Source organism: Vibrio rumoiensis, from assembly GCF_002218045.2.
Classification (GTDB): domain Bacteria; phylum Pseudomonadota; class Gammaproteobacteria; order Enterobacterales; family Vibrionaceae; genus Vibrio; species Vibrio rumoiensis.
The window spans coordinates 1,373,788-1,388,794 of the sequence record NZ_AP018685.1 but is presented as its reverse complement, the minus strand read 5'-3'; the positions used below and the strand labels follow the sequence as shown (position 1 = coordinate 1,388,794).

The 15,007-nt window shown below is 40.8% G+C and carries 14 protein-coding genes; 9 read left to right on the top strand and 5 right to left on the bottom strand.

Annotated elements, in window-relative coordinates; translation table 11 throughout:
- Positions 1-278 precede the first annotated feature (278 nt).
- Both VRUMOI_RS06440 and VRUMOI_RS06435 read left to right on the top strand, forming a co-directional pair.
- Positions 279-905: a thioredoxin domain-containing protein gene (locus VRUMOI_RS06440; protein WP_089139680.1), complete on the top strand. Its 627-nt coding sequence runs from the start codon at positions 279-281 to the stop codon at positions 903-905.
- 9 nt (positions 906-914) lie between these two features.
- Positions 915-1,388, top strand: coding sequence for an FKBP-type peptidyl-prolyl cis-trans isomerase (locus VRUMOI_RS06435; RefSeq protein WP_089139679.1), 474 nt, complete (start codon positions 915-917; stop codon positions 1,386-1,388).
- Positions 1,389-1,471: 83 nt separating this feature from the next.
- Here VRUMOI_RS06435 and VRUMOI_RS06430 read toward each other — a convergent pair whose 3' ends face one another.
- Positions 1,472-1,720 (bottom strand): DUF3297 family protein, encoded by a 249-nt coding sequence (locus tag VRUMOI_RS06430; RefSeq protein WP_089139678.1) that lies wholly within the window; start codon positions 1,718-1,720, stop codon positions 1,472-1,474.
- Between the two features lie 148 nt (positions 1,721-1,868).
- A complete protein-coding gene (locus VRUMOI_RS06425) occupies positions 1,869-2,456 on the bottom strand; it encodes a beta-phosphoglucomutase family hydrolase (RefSeq protein WP_089139677.1) in 588 nt (195 codons plus the stop codon).
- Positions 2,457-2,609: 153 nt separating this feature from the next.
- Here VRUMOI_RS06425 and arfB point away from each other — a divergent pair, with 153 nt between their 5' ends.
- A complete protein-coding gene (arfB, locus tag VRUMOI_RS06420) occupies positions 2,610-3,023 on the top strand; it encodes an alternative ribosome rescue aminoacyl-tRNA hydrolase ArfB (protein ID WP_089139676.1) in 414 nt (137 codons plus the stop codon).
- Positions 3,024-3,119: 96 nt separating this feature from the next.
- On the opposite strand, the gene folE is transcribed toward arfB, so the two are convergent.
- Positions 3,120-3,803: a GTP cyclohydrolase I FolE gene (gene folE / locus VRUMOI_RS06415; RefSeq protein WP_089139675.1), complete on the bottom strand. Its 684-nt coding sequence runs from the start codon at positions 3,801-3,803 to the stop codon at positions 3,120-3,122.
- A gap of 221 nt (positions 3,804-4,024) precedes the next feature.
- Here folE and moeA point away from each other — a divergent pair, with 221 nt between their 5' ends.
- Entirely contained in the window at positions 4,025-5,284 is a 1,260-nt protein-coding gene (gene moeA / locus VRUMOI_RS06410) for a molybdopterin molybdotransferase MoeA (RefSeq protein ID WP_089139674.1), read from the top strand.
- Between the two features lie 95 nt (positions 5,285-5,379).
- On the opposite strand, the gene VRUMOI_RS06405 is transcribed toward moeA, so the two are convergent.
- Entirely contained in the window at positions 5,380-6,333 is a 954-nt protein-coding gene (locus VRUMOI_RS06405) for a TerC/Alx family metal homeostasis membrane protein (protein ID WP_089139673.1), read from the bottom strand.
- Between the two features lie 271 nt (positions 6,334-6,604).
- Complete coding sequence (locus VRUMOI_RS06400; RefSeq protein ID WP_089139672.1) at positions 6,605-8,338, bottom strand: bifunctional metallophosphatase/5'-nucleotidase; 1,734 nt, start codon at positions 8,336-8,338, stop codon at positions 6,605-6,607.
- Positions 8,339-8,607: 269 nt separating this feature from the next.
- On the opposite strand from VRUMOI_RS06400, the gene VRUMOI_RS06395 reads away from it, so the two are divergent.
- The 5 genes from VRUMOI_RS06395 (at position 8,608) to VRUMOI_RS06375 (ending at position 14,991) form a co-directional block, all read left to right on the top strand.
- Positions 8,608-10,272, top strand: a complete 1,665-nt coding sequence (locus VRUMOI_RS06395) for a DUF2813 domain-containing protein (RefSeq protein ID WP_089139671.1) — start codon at positions 8,608-8,610, stop codon at positions 10,270-10,272.
- An 82-nt stretch (positions 10,273-10,354) separates the two neighbouring features.
- Positions 10,355-11,161: a sugar-phosphatase gene (yidA, locus tag VRUMOI_RS06390; RefSeq protein WP_089139670.1), complete on the top strand. Its 807-nt coding sequence runs from the start codon at positions 10,355-10,357 to the stop codon at positions 11,159-11,161.
- A 358-nt stretch (positions 11,162-11,519) separates the two neighbouring features.
- Positions 11,520-13,805, top strand: a complete 2,286-nt coding sequence (locus VRUMOI_RS06385; RefSeq protein WP_089139681.1) for a zinc/cadmium/mercury/lead-transporting ATPase — start codon at positions 11,520-11,522, stop codon at positions 13,803-13,805.
- A gap of 84 nt (positions 13,806-13,889) precedes the next feature.
- Positions 13,890-14,198 carry a PTS fructose transporter subunit IIB gene (locus VRUMOI_RS06380; protein WP_089139669.1) on the top strand — a complete coding sequence of 103 codons (309 nt, stop codon included), beginning with the start codon at positions 13,890-13,892 and terminating at the stop codon, positions 14,196-14,198.
- Complete coding sequence (locus VRUMOI_RS06375) at positions 14,188-14,991, top strand: PTS sugar transporter subunit IIA (protein WP_089139668.1); 804 nt, start codon at positions 14,188-14,190, stop codon at positions 14,989-14,991. The genes VRUMOI_RS06380 and VRUMOI_RS06375 overlap by 11 nt, the downstream gene beginning before the upstream one ends.
- Positions 14,992-15,007 lie beyond the last annotated feature (16 nt).

Here is a 15,007-nt window from a genome sequence, read left to right as displayed (position 1 = left end):
CGATAAGGAACAATACCAACGAGCGTTATCAATATTGATATCACTCCGCCTTTAAATGCCATCTTAAAAGTAGGTTTATCCATAAAATATGACCAATCCCATAGGTGATATGAATAAGTTTACGCTATGCTTTCTACAATTTGTATGTTTTTGTTTTCAGCAAAAACATACTGATACAAAAGAAGTTTTACTTCTGTAGGAACTTTTCATATCTTACATGCTCTATATCGTATGTAATTACTATTTACCTATTTACTCAACCTACGCCGAAGTGCATCATGTCAAAAATTTTAAAAAACATCACATTACTCATTATTACAGCCCTATTTATTGCTGGGTGTTCAGATTCAGATACTCCAAAACAAGGTGAGCAATACCAACCATTAACAACGCCGCTGACCCAAACAGAAATCAAACCAGTTACAGAGGTTTTTTCTCTTACTTGTGGACATTGTCGCAATATGGAAGCTTCAATACCTGAGCTGGAAAAACTTACAAATCAAGATATCTCGAAAATCCATGTGACGTTTAACGATCAGGCACAAGTTGCCGCCCTAATTTATTACGCAGCAGTAATGCAATTAAATCACATGCCTGATGAAGCAATGATGAAAGACTTGTTTGCAGCGGTTCAATTGGGAGAAGGCACCACTATTTCACAACAGCAAAAAGCAATTGAAGAAGTCTTCACTTCTCGTCATATGATTAGCCCATACAGCTTTGATGATTTACAACAAAAAGCGCTATTTCGATATTTGAATCAAGCAATAGACATTAGCAAGCAAGGTGAATTTAATTCAGTACCAACCTTCATTGTTAATGGCAAATATGAAGTACTTGTCGGTGGCCATAAAGATATTCAAGATATAGCAAAAACCATTAACTTTTTACTTAAACAACCTTAAAGGTCTAACGTGAAATTTATCATTCCTATCATCATTTTATTGTTAGTTGCATTTTTTATATATCGCAATATTAACAATCAAAAAACGGCCACAATCAATATCGAAAAAGGCGAACAATTTCTTACAGAAAACAGTAAGCGAGAAGGCGTCAAAGTTACCGATAGTGGATTGCAATATCTGGTATTAAAAGAAGGCACTGGCACCGTTCACCCTACTGCTACAAGCCAAGTGAAAGTTCATTACCAAGGAACGCTTTTAGACGGGACTGAATTTGATAGTTCTTATAAGCGGAATGAACCTATCACCTTTAAATTAAATCAAGTGATTAAAGGCTGGCAGGAAGGATTACAATTGATGGTTGAAGGTGAAAAAGTTCGCCTATTTATCCCCTATAACATTGCGTATGGAAAAAGTGGTTCAGGCCCTATTCCGCCAGGCGCGACCTTAATTTTTGATGTTGAGCTAATTAACATCGCGAATTAATCATCTCCTCTAATCACAAGCAAAAAAAAAGCAAGACATTTAGCTTATCGCCCTATGTCTTGCTTTTTTAATAGATAATTTAATTACTTATAAAAAGCTTCAACTTCGCCTTTCAATTTAACCAACATCGGCTGACCAAAACGATCTTTTGCTTTCGGTGATGCGATCTTCACCCAACCTTCACTGATACAATATTCTTCAACATCAGTACGTTCATTACCATTAAGGCGAATACCTATTGGTTGTTCAAAGCATTCCGCTACGTAGTGTGGGCTACGAGGGTTACCAGAAAGATGATCCGGTAAAGCTGGGGCTGAATTAGTGTCGCTCATTTTTTTGACCTAGTTTTTTTAAAAAGTACGTCATTGTAGACAAAGCAAGCCTAAGGCTCAATAAAGCAAGCGACTATTTTGTTGTTTTTAATGCCTAAATAACACCAAAAATAACCGTTCGTCGTTTAAAATCATACTGACAACTGAATCACGCCATTAATTGACCATTAACAACCATAATACAGTCCATCCCTGCGGCTAAAGCAGCTTGCCGCCCGATCTCAGTATCCTCAAAAACAACGCATTCTTGTGGGGCTAAACCGAGCTTCTGGGCAGCAAGTAAGAAAGTATCTGGGTTTGGTTTATGATTTTCTACATCAGCAGCAGTAACAACAGCATCAAGCAATGGAAGCAAATTGTTGTGTTCTAATAAACGAATAGCATTCTGGTGATTACTCCCCGTTCCTATCGCAAGTTTTTTCTGACCATAAAACTGCTTTAAAACATCATAAGTACAATTTATGATGCTGCCATCCTCAATCAAACTGGCAAATAGTCCCGTTTTCACTTTTGCAACCTTTTGAGGATCGATATCGATGTGGTATCGTTCATTCAATAACATCGCGACTTTCTGGGTTGGCATGCCACCGAGACTGTGGATCCATTCAGGTTCAAATGGAAAATCAAATTGTTCGGCAGTTTTCTTCCATGCAAATAGATGTGAAGGCATGGTATCAATTAAGGTCCCATCCATATCGAAAATTAAGCCTTTATAACCAGAAACATCTACTGCCATACGTGCCTCTCTTGTTTGATTTTAATCATATGGGCTTTGCACACAAACATGGAGTGTTTTACCCCATATTGTTTTTATGGATATAGCATACCACCGAACCTATTAACAATTCGATAACTAAACCCGCTAAATCTGTGAGCTAATGGTCAATTTATGTTAAAAATCTCCAATAATGTTGAGCTTGGAAGCTGGGAAATAGAACTAACGGCAATCAGGGCTCAAGGCGCTGGCGGCCAGAATGTTAATAAAGTCTCTTCTGCGATTCATTTACGCTTTGATATTAATAAATCGTCGCTGCCAGAATTTTATAAACAGAGACTACTTGAATTAAAAGACAAGCGAATCACAACAGATGGCGTCATTGTGATTAAAGCTCAGCAATTTAGGACACAAGAAAAAAACAGAGAAGATGCATTAGAGCGTTTAAAACAGATGATATTAGATGCTGCTAAGGTTGATAAAATCCGTCGAGCCACTGCCCCAACCAAATCTTCACAACGGAAACGAACCGATAAAAAAGTCATGCGTGGTCAAACGAAAAAATTACGCGGTAAAGTGAACATCTAAATAGCTTTATACTTTCTTCCAAATACAACAAAGCCGCTGAGATAGCGGCTTTGTTGTATAACATGCTTTGATTTAATCACTTAGAAAACGCGCAGTTTACCTTAGACCATGTAAAAACTCAGAGCGGGTTGCTGGATTTGATTTAAAAATGCCACCTAACGCCGTTGTCGTTGTTACGCTGGTTGCATCCATTACACCACGCGACTTAACACAATAATGCGTTGCATCCATAGTAACAGCGACATCATCCGTTTCGAGTAAGGCTTGTAAAGCGACTAGAATCTGTTGAGTCATACGCTCTTGCACTTGCGGGCGTTGAGCAAAAAAGCGCACAATGCGATTAATCTTTGATAAACCAATAATTTTACTTCTTGGAATGTAAGCCACTGCGGCTTGACCATCTATCGTCACTAAGTGATGCTCACAAGTGCTGGTTACCGTGATATCTTTCACTCGAACCATTTCACTGCACGACATTTTATTTTCAATTACCGTGATCTTAGGGAAGTTTTTATAATCAAGACCAGAGAACACTTCATCGACGTACATTTTGGCAATACGTCTTGGGGTTTCTTCTAAACTATCATCGGCAAGATCAAGCTCAAGTAACGACAAAATTTCACGCATGTGATACTCGATGCGTTCCTTTTTTTCTTCTCTTGATACATCATTCGGATACATAGGCGTTTCAATTCCGCGTTCAGCCAACGCTGCCTGAACTAATAATGCCGCTGCACTTAGCTCTGTATTAGCTACCGCTTGCGTCTCCAAATTTGCCATTCGATTTCTCCGGTTTCAAGGACTTCATCCCTTTTAAACTAGGCGTATTAACCTCTACAAGGGAGGTTAAGGATACTCGTTCTTATTCAAAATTACATCCCTAAATTCACTGTGCTTTTTGCCTTTGAATGTAATCAGTGGATTTATTTAACCTTGCCTTTCATCTCCGCGTAAATTTAGTGATAATAGTCCTTTGTTTATAAAATGATTAGGAACATAGTATGGGTTGCTGCGACACTCCGGGCTTGATGCCAATTGAAACTGCCATTTCCAAGATGCTTGAATCAATCACACCAATTTCGTTAGTAGTAGATTTAGCTCTTGATCAAGCCGTTGGCCATGTTTTAAGTGAAGACATCCACTCACCAATCAATGTTCCACCATTTGATAATTCGGCAATGGACGGATACGCCTTACGTTCTAGTGATTTAGAAACGGCAACGCAATTACCATTAGCGGGGAAATCCTTTGCAGGTATCCCATTTGAAGGCGACTGGCCTCAAGGGACTTGTATTCGAATCATGACAGGCGCACAAATTCCAGAAGGTTGCGATCTCGTCATCATGCAAGAACAAGCTCAAGTCATTGGCGATGACATCGATTTTTCGCAAGCCCTCCCCGTCAAACTTAACCAAAACATCCGACCTACCGGCGATGATATCGAACAAGGTGCATTAGTTTTACCAAAAGGTCATAAGCTAACCTCTCGAGATATCCCAATGATTGCCACGCTAGGCATTCCAAGTGTTTCGGTATTTCAACAGCCGAAAGTAGCCTTTTTCTCAACCGGCGATGAACTAAAACCTCTCGGCACCAAGCTTAAAGCGGGTGAAATTTACGATAGTAACCGTTACGGCATTAAAGTCATGCTTGAAAAGTTTGGTTGTGAAGCGATTGATCTAGGTGTCATTCCTGACGATAAAGAATTATTGAAGCAAGCCTTTCAACAAGCGCAATCACAGGCCGATGTTGTGATCACATCTGGTGGTGTGAGTGTCGGTGAAGCGGATTACACCAAAGTAATTTTGGATGAGTTGGGTGAAATTGGTTTTTGGAAAATCGCCATGAAACCGGGTAAACCTTTTGCTTTTGGTAAGTTGTTAGAAACGGAAGAACGTCATAGCGCCCTATTCTGCGGTTTACCTGGGAACCCTGTATCCGCAGTATTAACTCTTTATATTCTCGTTCAGCCGCTATTAGCAAAACTAGCCGGTCACAGCCAATGGCAACCACAGCCTAGTATTCCGGCAATAAGCCAAACGCGTTTCAAAAAAGCGCCAGGGCGTACAGATTTCCAACGTGGTATTTTCTCAATTACTGAGCAAGGAACACTTGAAGTATCGACAACGGGTAATCAAAGTTCTGGTGCATTCCGCTCAATGAGCCTTGCCAATTGTTTCGTTGTTCTAGAACAAGATCGTGGTCATGTGGAAGTCGGTGAAACGGTTCATATCCAGATGTTTAGCCCAAGCTTTTATTAATTCATTTATCTCGACTTAAACAACCTATAGTAAGTAAGGCCGAAGCAATGAACGTTGCTTCGGCCTTTGTTTAAACTTAATTTGGCATTATCCGGTTACTTTTGATTGAGCTTTTTAAGTTTTTTTTCTTTCATAATTGAGGCAAGTACGGCAAGCGTCATGGTTGTTAATAAAACAAGTAACGATACCATAGTTGGAATAGCCCATGGTGTACCAATCAATAGCATCTTGATACCAATAAAGATCATAATGAACGCTAATGCTGGGCGTAAATAAACAAACTTATCAAGCATCCCTTCCAGCACAAAATACAAAGAGCGCAATCCAAGCAATGCAAACACATTCGCCGTTAACACCAAAAATGGTTCTTGAGTGACGGCAAAAATAGCAGGGATTGAATCTAAAGCAAACAGCACATCGGTCATTGCGATGACAGCAACCACCACCAATAAAGGTGTTACCATCAAACCTAAATTATCACGAGTAAATAATTTGGTGCCTTGGTAGCCTTCTGTCACTCTAAATAATTTGCGTACCATGCGTTCTGGGAAAGAATTCATCTCTTCCTCATCATCACTTTCTGGTTTGCTTAACTGATAACCAGTCCAAATTAAGAAGAAAGCAAAGAGGTACAATACCCAATGGAATGCTTCTAGTAGTTCAGCGCCAATAGCAATCATCATTGCACGCAACACTAAAGCACCCATAACCCCCCACAATAATACTCTCGGCCTTAACTCTTGAGGCACGGCAAAGCGGCCAAAAATTAAGGCAAAGACAAACAAATTATCAACACTAAGGGATTTTTCGAGCAAATAACCCGTTAAGAATGCGGTCGCAGCATCATGAGCAGAATAAGCACTATCCGGTTCGAATACAGGCCAAAACTCATATAAAGAGATAAAAAAGGCTATAGCCAATAAAACCCAGAATAGGCTCCATATTGCGGCTTTTTTGATGGTGACATTACCATTGCGGGTTTGCCAAACATCGAGGGCTAACATCAGTACGGTAAGTAAACCAAAGTAAGCGTAGGTGGTGATGTGCATTTCTGATCCTCAAACTGCGGATAGAAATGAATGAGAGTATTCAGACCATCCGCACAATACAAGAAATATCAGATACAAGATCTGATATTCAAACGATGTGCGTTGGTCTTGTCAGAGTGGCTACCCACCTTTGCTTACCGGAAATAGGTCTGTCACTTCTTATAGTGGCCTATTCCGAGATGACGACAAGCAAATTCTCACTGACTACTCCCCAAACGAAGTCAATTTACTCTCAAGTCGATATGCCTACAAGCACTATTTTTTGTATATGTTAACTTTGATTATAACTTCTCGTTACTTGTTGAATTCGCTGGGGATTATTCTGTAAAAAATCGGTAAAGCAATCAGACATGGAGAAATGGGTCACTTTGCCGAATTTATGCATATTTAAAATAGCATCATAGCCCTCTTTGCCTTTCATGGTATAAGCCGATGACGTGCCGTTGTACCATGTATCTTGTTCGACTGGTTGCCATTGTGATTTGCTTGAAAATATATGAAGATTTACAACCCTTTGACCGATTGGATTCTCAGCAACATAAGTAAAATCAAGGTTATGGGTATAAGGATAACTACCTGAACCAGTCCCTTCTACCCCATTATTAAGAGCATTATTTATCGCCCCTTCTAATATGCCAGCCAGATAACGACCTTGTATTTGATATACCCCAATAGGCACAGCAAATGGCAATAGCTTACCTGCAATATCAGCAATAGTAATATTGCCAGGATTTAATGAAGCCCTCACACCGCCGGCGTTATGAATGGCAAAGTCAACGTCATAACCTTGTTGTTTCATCATAAAAGCGAAAGATTCAGCGACTAATGGCGCCAAAACGCTTGGTCCATCGTGATCAGGTATACGCACGTGTCTCAGTGGGCCATCACTTTTTGCCACGATGGTTTCCTGTAACTTACGTACACGTGGAATATATTTATTCAGCAAAATATCATGAACTTGCGGGTCTTTTTTACAAATCACAATATGCTTATGGTTACGTAAATAATCACTGGCTTTGGCGTGAGAATCATCTTGGTGAGCATCAGACAAGGTGGCGTCTAGGCATAAGCGTCTGCCGAGTAACAATTCATTTTTGCCGTTGAAGGCAATAACGTTGCCATCATCACCAAAGGTAATTTCGCTGTGCCCCATAGACAGAGCGTGATAACCCGCCTGAACGACATAAGTACCATTGATACATTGACCATAATCGTCATCTTTATCGAGCCCAACCCCCGAAAAGTCACCCTGTAACCTATGAGAGTGGCCACCAACAATAATACCAATACCTTCAACCTGCTTGGCTAAGTCTAAATCAGCCTCGTAACCTAAATGGCTAAGCAAGATGATATTTTTAATGCCTTGATCATGAATGGCTTTCACTGTTGCCTTTGCTACATCAATGGAGTTCACAAATGGTGTGTCTTGATCAGGGTTTGAAATATCGGCCATTTTATCGAGTGCCAAACTAAAAATAGCAATCGACTTCCCTTGCACTTGCTTAGTTATCCATCTAGCGTGTTGTTTCTCTGCTTGATAAGCCACTAACTGCTTTGAATCACTCACTCGAATTGATTTATTGGTCGATTCATTCGAGACATCCCAGTTTCCTGCTAACAATGGAAATTCGATGCGAGTCAAAAATTGCGCGACAGGTTCATTGCCCATATCTAATTCATGGTTACCAAGTGCCATTGCATCAATGTTTAATGCATTAAGTAATTCAGCATTCGCCCGCCCTTTAAATAGCGAGAAATATAAAGTGCCTTGGAAACAGTCACCAGCGTGCAAAAATAGAAAACCTAAATGACGATCTTGGGCTTCTTTTCTCAGCTGTTGAGTTCGAGTTGCGATGCGAGCAAAACCACCAGCGCTTACATAAGGCTTTAACTGCTGCTGTTCAATATTCAGAGTAAGCTGTAAGGAACTCGGTTCAAAATAAGAATGGGTATCATTGATGTGAGCTAAAATTAAGCTAACGGCTTGGTTATTCTTTTGGGTCATTATACCTCTGTATTTAATTGTTTAACTGACTCAGTCTTAAATCCTGACTGAATAGTTAAGTAAGCTCCATACTACTGCTTGAATGATGACAAAACTATGAATTTTTACTTTTCAGCTTATTTTCGTCTTGATGCAATCATGCTCATTAATCAAAAAATGTGATAAATACAACCGTTTAGCTTTTTTCAATCCTATACTCTTATCGACAAGACTGGCTTTTTCTCACTCGTTACACTCACCCTATCGCCGGTTAATATTAAGGAGTGGCCATGATACTAGATCGAATTGAAATTCTTGGCTTTCGAGGCATTAAACGCCTTTCCCTGAGCTTAAATGAAATGACCACACTACTTGGGGAAAATACTTGGGGAAAATCATCACTACTCGATGCGCTGTGTATTGCTCTACCGACGACGAATCAATTATACCAATTTGAACTTGAAGATTTCCATGTCGATTATGCCCAATCTCAACCACAAACCCAGCAAATACAAATCATTACCCGCTGGCGTACTTCTCATCCAAATGAGCATAGAAACATTCGTTATCGCAAGCTAAAACCTGTTTGGCAAGATGATAAAGATGTTGACAATCAACCTTGTAAAACCTGTATCTATCAGCTGGGTGCCTCTCGCAGTGAGCTTAAAATTGATACTGAATATCAGTTTTTGGATCAACAAGGCAACCCACTTAAGTTAAATGATGCTTATAAATTAGCGATGGAGTTATCCCGTGTACATCCCGTCATTCGGCTACGAGATGCTAGACGAATACCGATGCCAAAGCACCGGGAGCAACAACTTGAAAGCCCAATTAACGATAAAACAGAAAAACGTATTAATAACACTTATCGTCGATTACTTGCGATGCCCGGCCATGTGAACAAAGGAGAATTAAAAAGCACCATTAATGCTATGCAAGACTTGATCGAACACTACTTCTCTTTTGAACGGCATGTTACGCAACAAAGATTAGAGCCAAGGGAAAACCTGTTTAGCGGAGAACATCCTTCATCAGAAGATCAAACTAGCTTAATAAAAATTCTGCGTAAGAGTAAAAATCAGCAAAGTAAATTATTACTGATGGGGCTACTCAATGCGTTCTTGCAAGCCAAGGGAAACGCGACCATTAGCACGATGGCTCGACCTATATTGATCTTAGAAGATCCTGAAGGACGGTTACACCCAACCAATTTATTAAAATCGTGGGAAATACTGCAACTTATTCCTATGCAAAAAATTCTCACTACCAATAGTGGCATTTTACTGAGCGCAGTGCCGCTTTCCTCTATACGTCGCCTTGTTCGTCAATCTGATATGACACAGGCTTACAGTATTCAAGAGCATCAATTAAATCGAGATGATCTGAGGAGAATCAGCTTTCATATTCGCTTTCATCGCCCTAATGCCCTATTTGCACGGTGTTGGTTATTGGTCGAAGGCGAAACTGAAGTATGGTTATTTAATGAATTGGCGAAAATTTATGGCTTTAACCTCGCCGCAGAAGGCGTTCAAATTATAGAGTTTGCTCAATCCGGTTTGAAATCCCTCATAAAAATGGCGAAAGCCTTGCATATTGATTGGCATGTGGTCGTCGATGGCGATCCTGCTGGGAAAAAATACGCGACAACGGTTAGAACCCAACTCGCGCAAGATATGGAGAAACATCGACTCACCGAACTGCCTGATCGCGATATCGAACACTTTCTCTATCACAATGGGTTTGAAGACTTCTTCCGTGGCATGGTGCACATCACTCCAGATCACCCTATTCCTGCAAAAAAGATTGTTCAACGAGCGGTAAAAAAACATGCGAAACCCGATCTCGCATTGGGCATAGTTGAATATTGTGAAGAACATGGTCCAGAAAAAATCCCACTGCTACTTCGTTGGATTTTAAAACGTGTGATGACGATGGCGAGTGGTAATAATTAGCGAGTGGCTATAATAAAATGATAGTATTGCAGCCATAAAATCAATACTCCCATTGCCTCTCTCGCTGTAAGGAATCGATTCAATGTACAAACTTATCGCTATCGATATGGATGGAACGCTATTAAATAGTTCAGGTAAAATTTCTGAGCAAAATAAACAAGCCATTGCCCAAGCTAGACAACAAGGTGTTCATGTCGTATTGGCATCGGGGCGTCCGCTAGATGGAATGCGTGCTGCGCTTAATGAATTAAATATGACTCAAGATAGCGATTATGTGATCAGTTATAACGGTTCATTAGTTCAAACCGTGGCGAGCAATGCGATGATTCGCCAAGAAATTCTTAAGGGGAAAGATGCGAAGCTATTAAATGACTGGGCACAGCGCTTAGACGTTTTCATTCATGCATTTTCTTTAGAAGAAGGTTTAATTAGCCCGAAAAGCAATCGCTACACGACCCATGAATCAGAAATCAACAATATCGCATTAACTGAACGCCCTTTTGAAACGCTTAATGATGCTGATCCGATTTTAAAAGTCATGATGGTTGAAGAGGAACACAAACTTACGCAAGCAATTGAACAAATCCCATCAGAATTACATCAACAATTTACAATTGTCCGTAGTGCCCCTTTCTTTTTAGAATTTATGAACCCAACCAGTGATAAAGGCTCGGGCGTGCAAGCCTTAGCTGAACATTTAGGTATAAAGGCTTCAGAAGTGATGACACTAGGCGATGCAGGCAATGATCACCACATGTTGAAGTACGCAGGTTTAGGTATCGCAATGGGTAATGCTACCGAAGCAACCAAACAAATCGCCGATTATGTGACTGACACTAACGATAATAGTGGTGTTGCTCTTGCGATTGAAAAGTTCGTACTTAGTTAGACTAACCTACTGATCAATAATTATTATCCTGCGCACTAGATTCATTAAATCTAGTGCGTTTTTTATTTTTAATTAGCCAGTCTGTCATTTTCAATTTATTAATATTCAAATTTCGGCTTGACCTTAGAGTACAGTCCAAGGTGTATGGTTACCTTAACAGCCTGAATGGAGTTTGGTTATGACCATAAATAATATTGAAAGACTTCACAAAATTTCATCCGTACAACCTTTATCTGAGCAAGATTCAAAGGAACATTCATCTCCAATTGCTTGTAATGATGATGCTAACTCGATGACGCCTCATACCAAACACGATCACGCAAGCAAAGAATGGATAGAGGAATGGAAAGTATCTGGAATGGATTGCCCTTCCTGCGCGAAAAAGGTCGAAAATGCCGTCAATCAATTAGAGGGGGTACTGTCGGCGAAAGTACGCTTTACTACTGAAAAATTAGTGGTGACTTTACGTGACCCATCACTAAAATCTGAGGTGGAAAAAGCCACCGAAAAAGCAGGATTCTCACTGACTTCACTCTCATCACAACAACAAAGTTGGAAAGTGAATGGGATGGACTGCCCATCCTGCGCACAAAAAATCGAGAACGCGGTATCAAAAATTGAAGGCGTTCAAAATGTTCACGTTCTCTTTGCGACTGAAAAGCTACTCGTTAATTTCACGCAACCTGCCACTGCTCAACAAATTGAGCAAACCTGTCAAAATGCTGGCTTTACTTTGAATAATTTAAATTCAGCGACAGCAGAAAGCGCCACTACAAAATCTACGAATATTGTTAAAGACAACCTACAAATTATTACTATTTCCGGTGCGATGCTACTTGGCGCACTGGCTAAAATATGGTCACCAGAAATCAGCGACTGGATGTTTACCTTAACTTGCTTATTAGGTTTGATTCCTATTGGTAAAAAAGCCATTCAGCTTGCGAGATCGGGTACCCCTTTTGCCATTGAAACCTTAATGACTGTCGCCGCTTTAGGGGCGCTTTATTTAGGTGAAACCGTTGAAGCCGCCATGGTATTGCTACTCTTTTTAATTGGCGAGCGCTTAGAAGCTTTCGCGGCATCAAGAGCTCGGAGTGGTGTTCAAACGTTAATGGAATTGGTGCCAGAAAACGCGACTAAAATCGTCAATGGTGAAAGAGTGACGGTTTCCGCAGCATCACTACAACCCGGTGATCTGGTAGAGGTTTCTCCTGGTTCGCGCTTACCAGCAGATGGCCAACTTCAAGATAACCATGCGAGCTTTGATGAAAGTGCATTAACCGGGGAATCGATTCCTGTTGAACACCAAAAAGGTGACAACGTAATGGCTGGTTCCATTGCCACAGACCGTGTGGTGCGCTTTAAAATCACCTCAAAACAAGGTGAAAATGCCATCGACCGCATCTTACATTTAATTGAGGATGCCGAATCACGCAAAGCCCCATTAGAGCGTTTTCTGGATAAGTTTAGCCGTTGGTACACGCCATTAATGATGTTGGTTGCTTTGATGGTGATCATCACCCCACCATTAGTATTTGCTCAAGCTTGGGATACTTGGATCTACCGTGGTTTAGCATTGTTATTGATTGCTTGCCCTTGTGCGCTAGTCATTTCAATTCCAGCTGCGATAACATCCGGCTTAGCAACAGCAGCGCGCCGTGGCGCATTAATTAAAGGTGGCGCAGCCTTAGAACAATTAGGCAAGGTCGAAGTCATGGCCTTTGATAAAACCGGCACCTTAACTAAAGGTAAACCTGAAGTAACGGACATCATCGCTTTAAATGATACCAATGAAGACGATCTCATGCGCTACGCTGGCGCGGTTGAAACTGGTTCAAGCCACCCACTCGCTACCTCGTTAATTCGTAAAGTAGAAGCCCATGGCGTGATGATTCCGGAAGCTATAAACAAGCAAGCATTAGCCGGTATTGGGGTGCAAGGCGAAGTTGATGGACAACTCATTCAATTGATGTCTCCATCTAAACTTACGATGTCATTAAATGACACAATACAACAGACGGTTGAGCAACTTGAAGACCAAGGTAAAACAGTTGTCATTGTGAACCGCGATAGTCAAACGGTTATTGGTATTATTGCGTGGCAAGATACCTTAAGAAACGATGCAAAACAGGCCATTCAAGCTCTGCATAAATTGGGTATCCGTTCGATTATGCTCACTGGTGATAATCCAAGAAGCGCCGATGCCATTAGCAACCAATTATCAATGGAATATAAAGCCAGTTTACTCCCCCAAGATAAGGTCGATTTCATTGAACAGCTTGCTAATCAGTCGCATGTTGCGATGGTCGGTGATGGAATAAATGATGCGCCAGCAATGAAAGCAGCCAGTGTGAGTGTCGCGATGGGTGGAGGAACCGATGTTGCACTAGAAACGGCAGACTCAGCCATTACCCACAACCGCTTAACCGAATTGCCAGCGATGATTGAATTGTCTCAAGCAACCATGGCAAATATTCGTCAAAACGTAAGCTTAGCGTTGGGCCTTAAAGCGGTATTCTTAGTCACCAGTTTATTGGGCATCACCGGGTTATGGGTCGCAGTATTAGCGGATACAGGCGCAACCGCCTTAGTGACCTTAAATGCATTAAGATTGCTTCGATTTAAGCCCAAAAGTATCGAATAGATAAAAGCTTGATACAAAACAAGTTGAAAGTTGTGGCCTCAGAAGTATGATGTGCCGATTAAAGTGACCAAATAGGAAAAGCCGATGAAAATCGTTGCTGTTACTGCTTGTCCAACAGGTATCGCGCATACTTATATGGCTGCTGAGGCCCTTGTTAAATCGGCAGCACAAGCACAAATTACTATCCATGTGGAAACTCAAGGCGCAATGGGAATCGATAATAAGCTCACTTATAAAGACATAAGTCAGGCTCAAGTGGTTCTCATTGCCTCTGATATTCAAATTGAAAATGCGGATAGATTCGAGCAAACCCAGATGATTCAAGTCTCTATCGAAGAGGTATTAACCAACCCTGATTCGGTCATCCAACGCTGCATCGATCATGCAAAGTAAACGAATTAGTTTTTACTTAGGCTCAACAGGCCTACCGACTTGGCTTATTAAAGGCATTCATCAGCAATTAAAGTCTTTTACTGGCAAAGCTGCATTAGTGAAAGTGCAGTCATTGCAGCACGTGGATGTCAAAGATTACCTCAGTGCCATGACGCTGGCGTTTCACCCTTTCGAGCTATGCCAATTAGTATTAACAGGCAAAGATGCCGAGCTATTCCAACCAGCATTAATCACGTTTCTACAGCAAGATTGCTTTGTTATCGAAACGAACCAAAACAATGCTACGTCTAGGTCAAACAACAGCTTATTTCAAATTCAATGTTTTGATATTGAAAAAGAAGTCGCGAATTTTACTAAACTTTATTCCGCGCTGTATAACGAGACAGATGAATCATTAATTCAAAAGAAATACTGCCTGAAAAGACTGTCTCAATTAACGCAAAGTCAGAATGCCCCAGCAATTGAAGAAGCATTAAAAAATAGAGAAGCGTTATCTTCAACCGCCATGGCAAACGGAGTCGCCTTACCTCACTTGCTGAATGTCGCGATTGATAAACCACAAATCGTTATTTTAACCACAGATACTCCGATCAATTGGGGCAATCACTTCCCTTTTGTCACTCATATCATCGCGTTGATGTTACCAATACAAGTGGATAAACAAGTATTACTCGCGGTTAGGCACTTAGCGACGGCTTTAGTGAATTCCGAAATTAATCAATTTATTTGTCAGCATAAGCACCATTCGGAACTACAAGCTATCATCACTTGTTTTATGAAGTTAGATAAATAGCCGCTATCATTGCTTG

Bases quoted from the DNA above. Each gene is read 5' to 3' on its own strand.
- VRUMOI_RS06430 (WP_089139678.1), bottom strand. From the start codon at position 1,720: ATGAGCGACACTAATTCAGCCCCAGCTTTACCGGATCATCTTTCTGGT.
- VRUMOI_RS06385 (WP_089139681.1), top strand. From the start codon at position 11,520: ATGGATTGCCCTTCCTGCGCGAAAAAGGTCGAAAATGCCGTCAATCAA.
- VRUMOI_RS06440 (WP_089139680.1), top strand. From the start codon at position 279: ATGTCAAAAATTTTAAAAAACATCACATTACTCATTATTACAGCCCTA.
- VRUMOI_RS06425 (WP_089139677.1), bottom strand. From the start codon at position 2,456: ATGGCAGTAGATGTTTCTGGTTATAAAGGCTTAATTTTCGATATGGAT.
- VRUMOI_RS06395 (WP_089139671.1), top strand. From the start codon at position 8,608: ATGATACTAGATCGAATTGAAATTCTTGGCTTTCGAGGCATTAAACGC.
- yidA (WP_089139670.1), top strand. From the start codon at position 10,355: ATGTACAAACTTATCGCTATCGATATGGATGGAACGCTATTAAATAGT.
- VRUMOI_RS06375 (WP_089139668.1), top strand. From the start codon at position 14,188: ATGCAAAGTAAACGAATTAGTTTTTACTTAGGCTCAACAGGCCTACCG.
- VRUMOI_RS06380 (WP_089139669.1), top strand. From the start codon at position 13,890: ATGAAAATCGTTGCTGTTACTGCTTGTCCAACAGGTATCGCGCATACT.
- moeA (WP_089139674.1), top strand. From the start codon at position 4,025: ATGGGTTGCTGCGACACTCCGGGCTTGATGCCAATTGAAACTGCCATT.
- folE (WP_089139675.1), bottom strand. From the start codon at position 3,803: ATGGCAAATTTGGAGACGCAAGCGGTAGCTAATACAGAGCTAAGTGCA.
- arfB (WP_089139676.1), top strand. From the start codon at position 2,610: ATGTTAAAAATCTCCAATAATGTTGAGCTTGGAAGCTGGGAAATAGAA.
- VRUMOI_RS06405 (WP_089139673.1), bottom strand. From the start codon at position 6,333: ATGCACATCACCACCTACGCTTACTTTGGTTTACTTACCGTACTGATG.
- VRUMOI_RS06400 (WP_089139672.1), bottom strand. From the start codon at position 8,338: ATGACCCAAAAGAATAACCAAGCCGTTAGCTTAATTTTAGCTCACATC.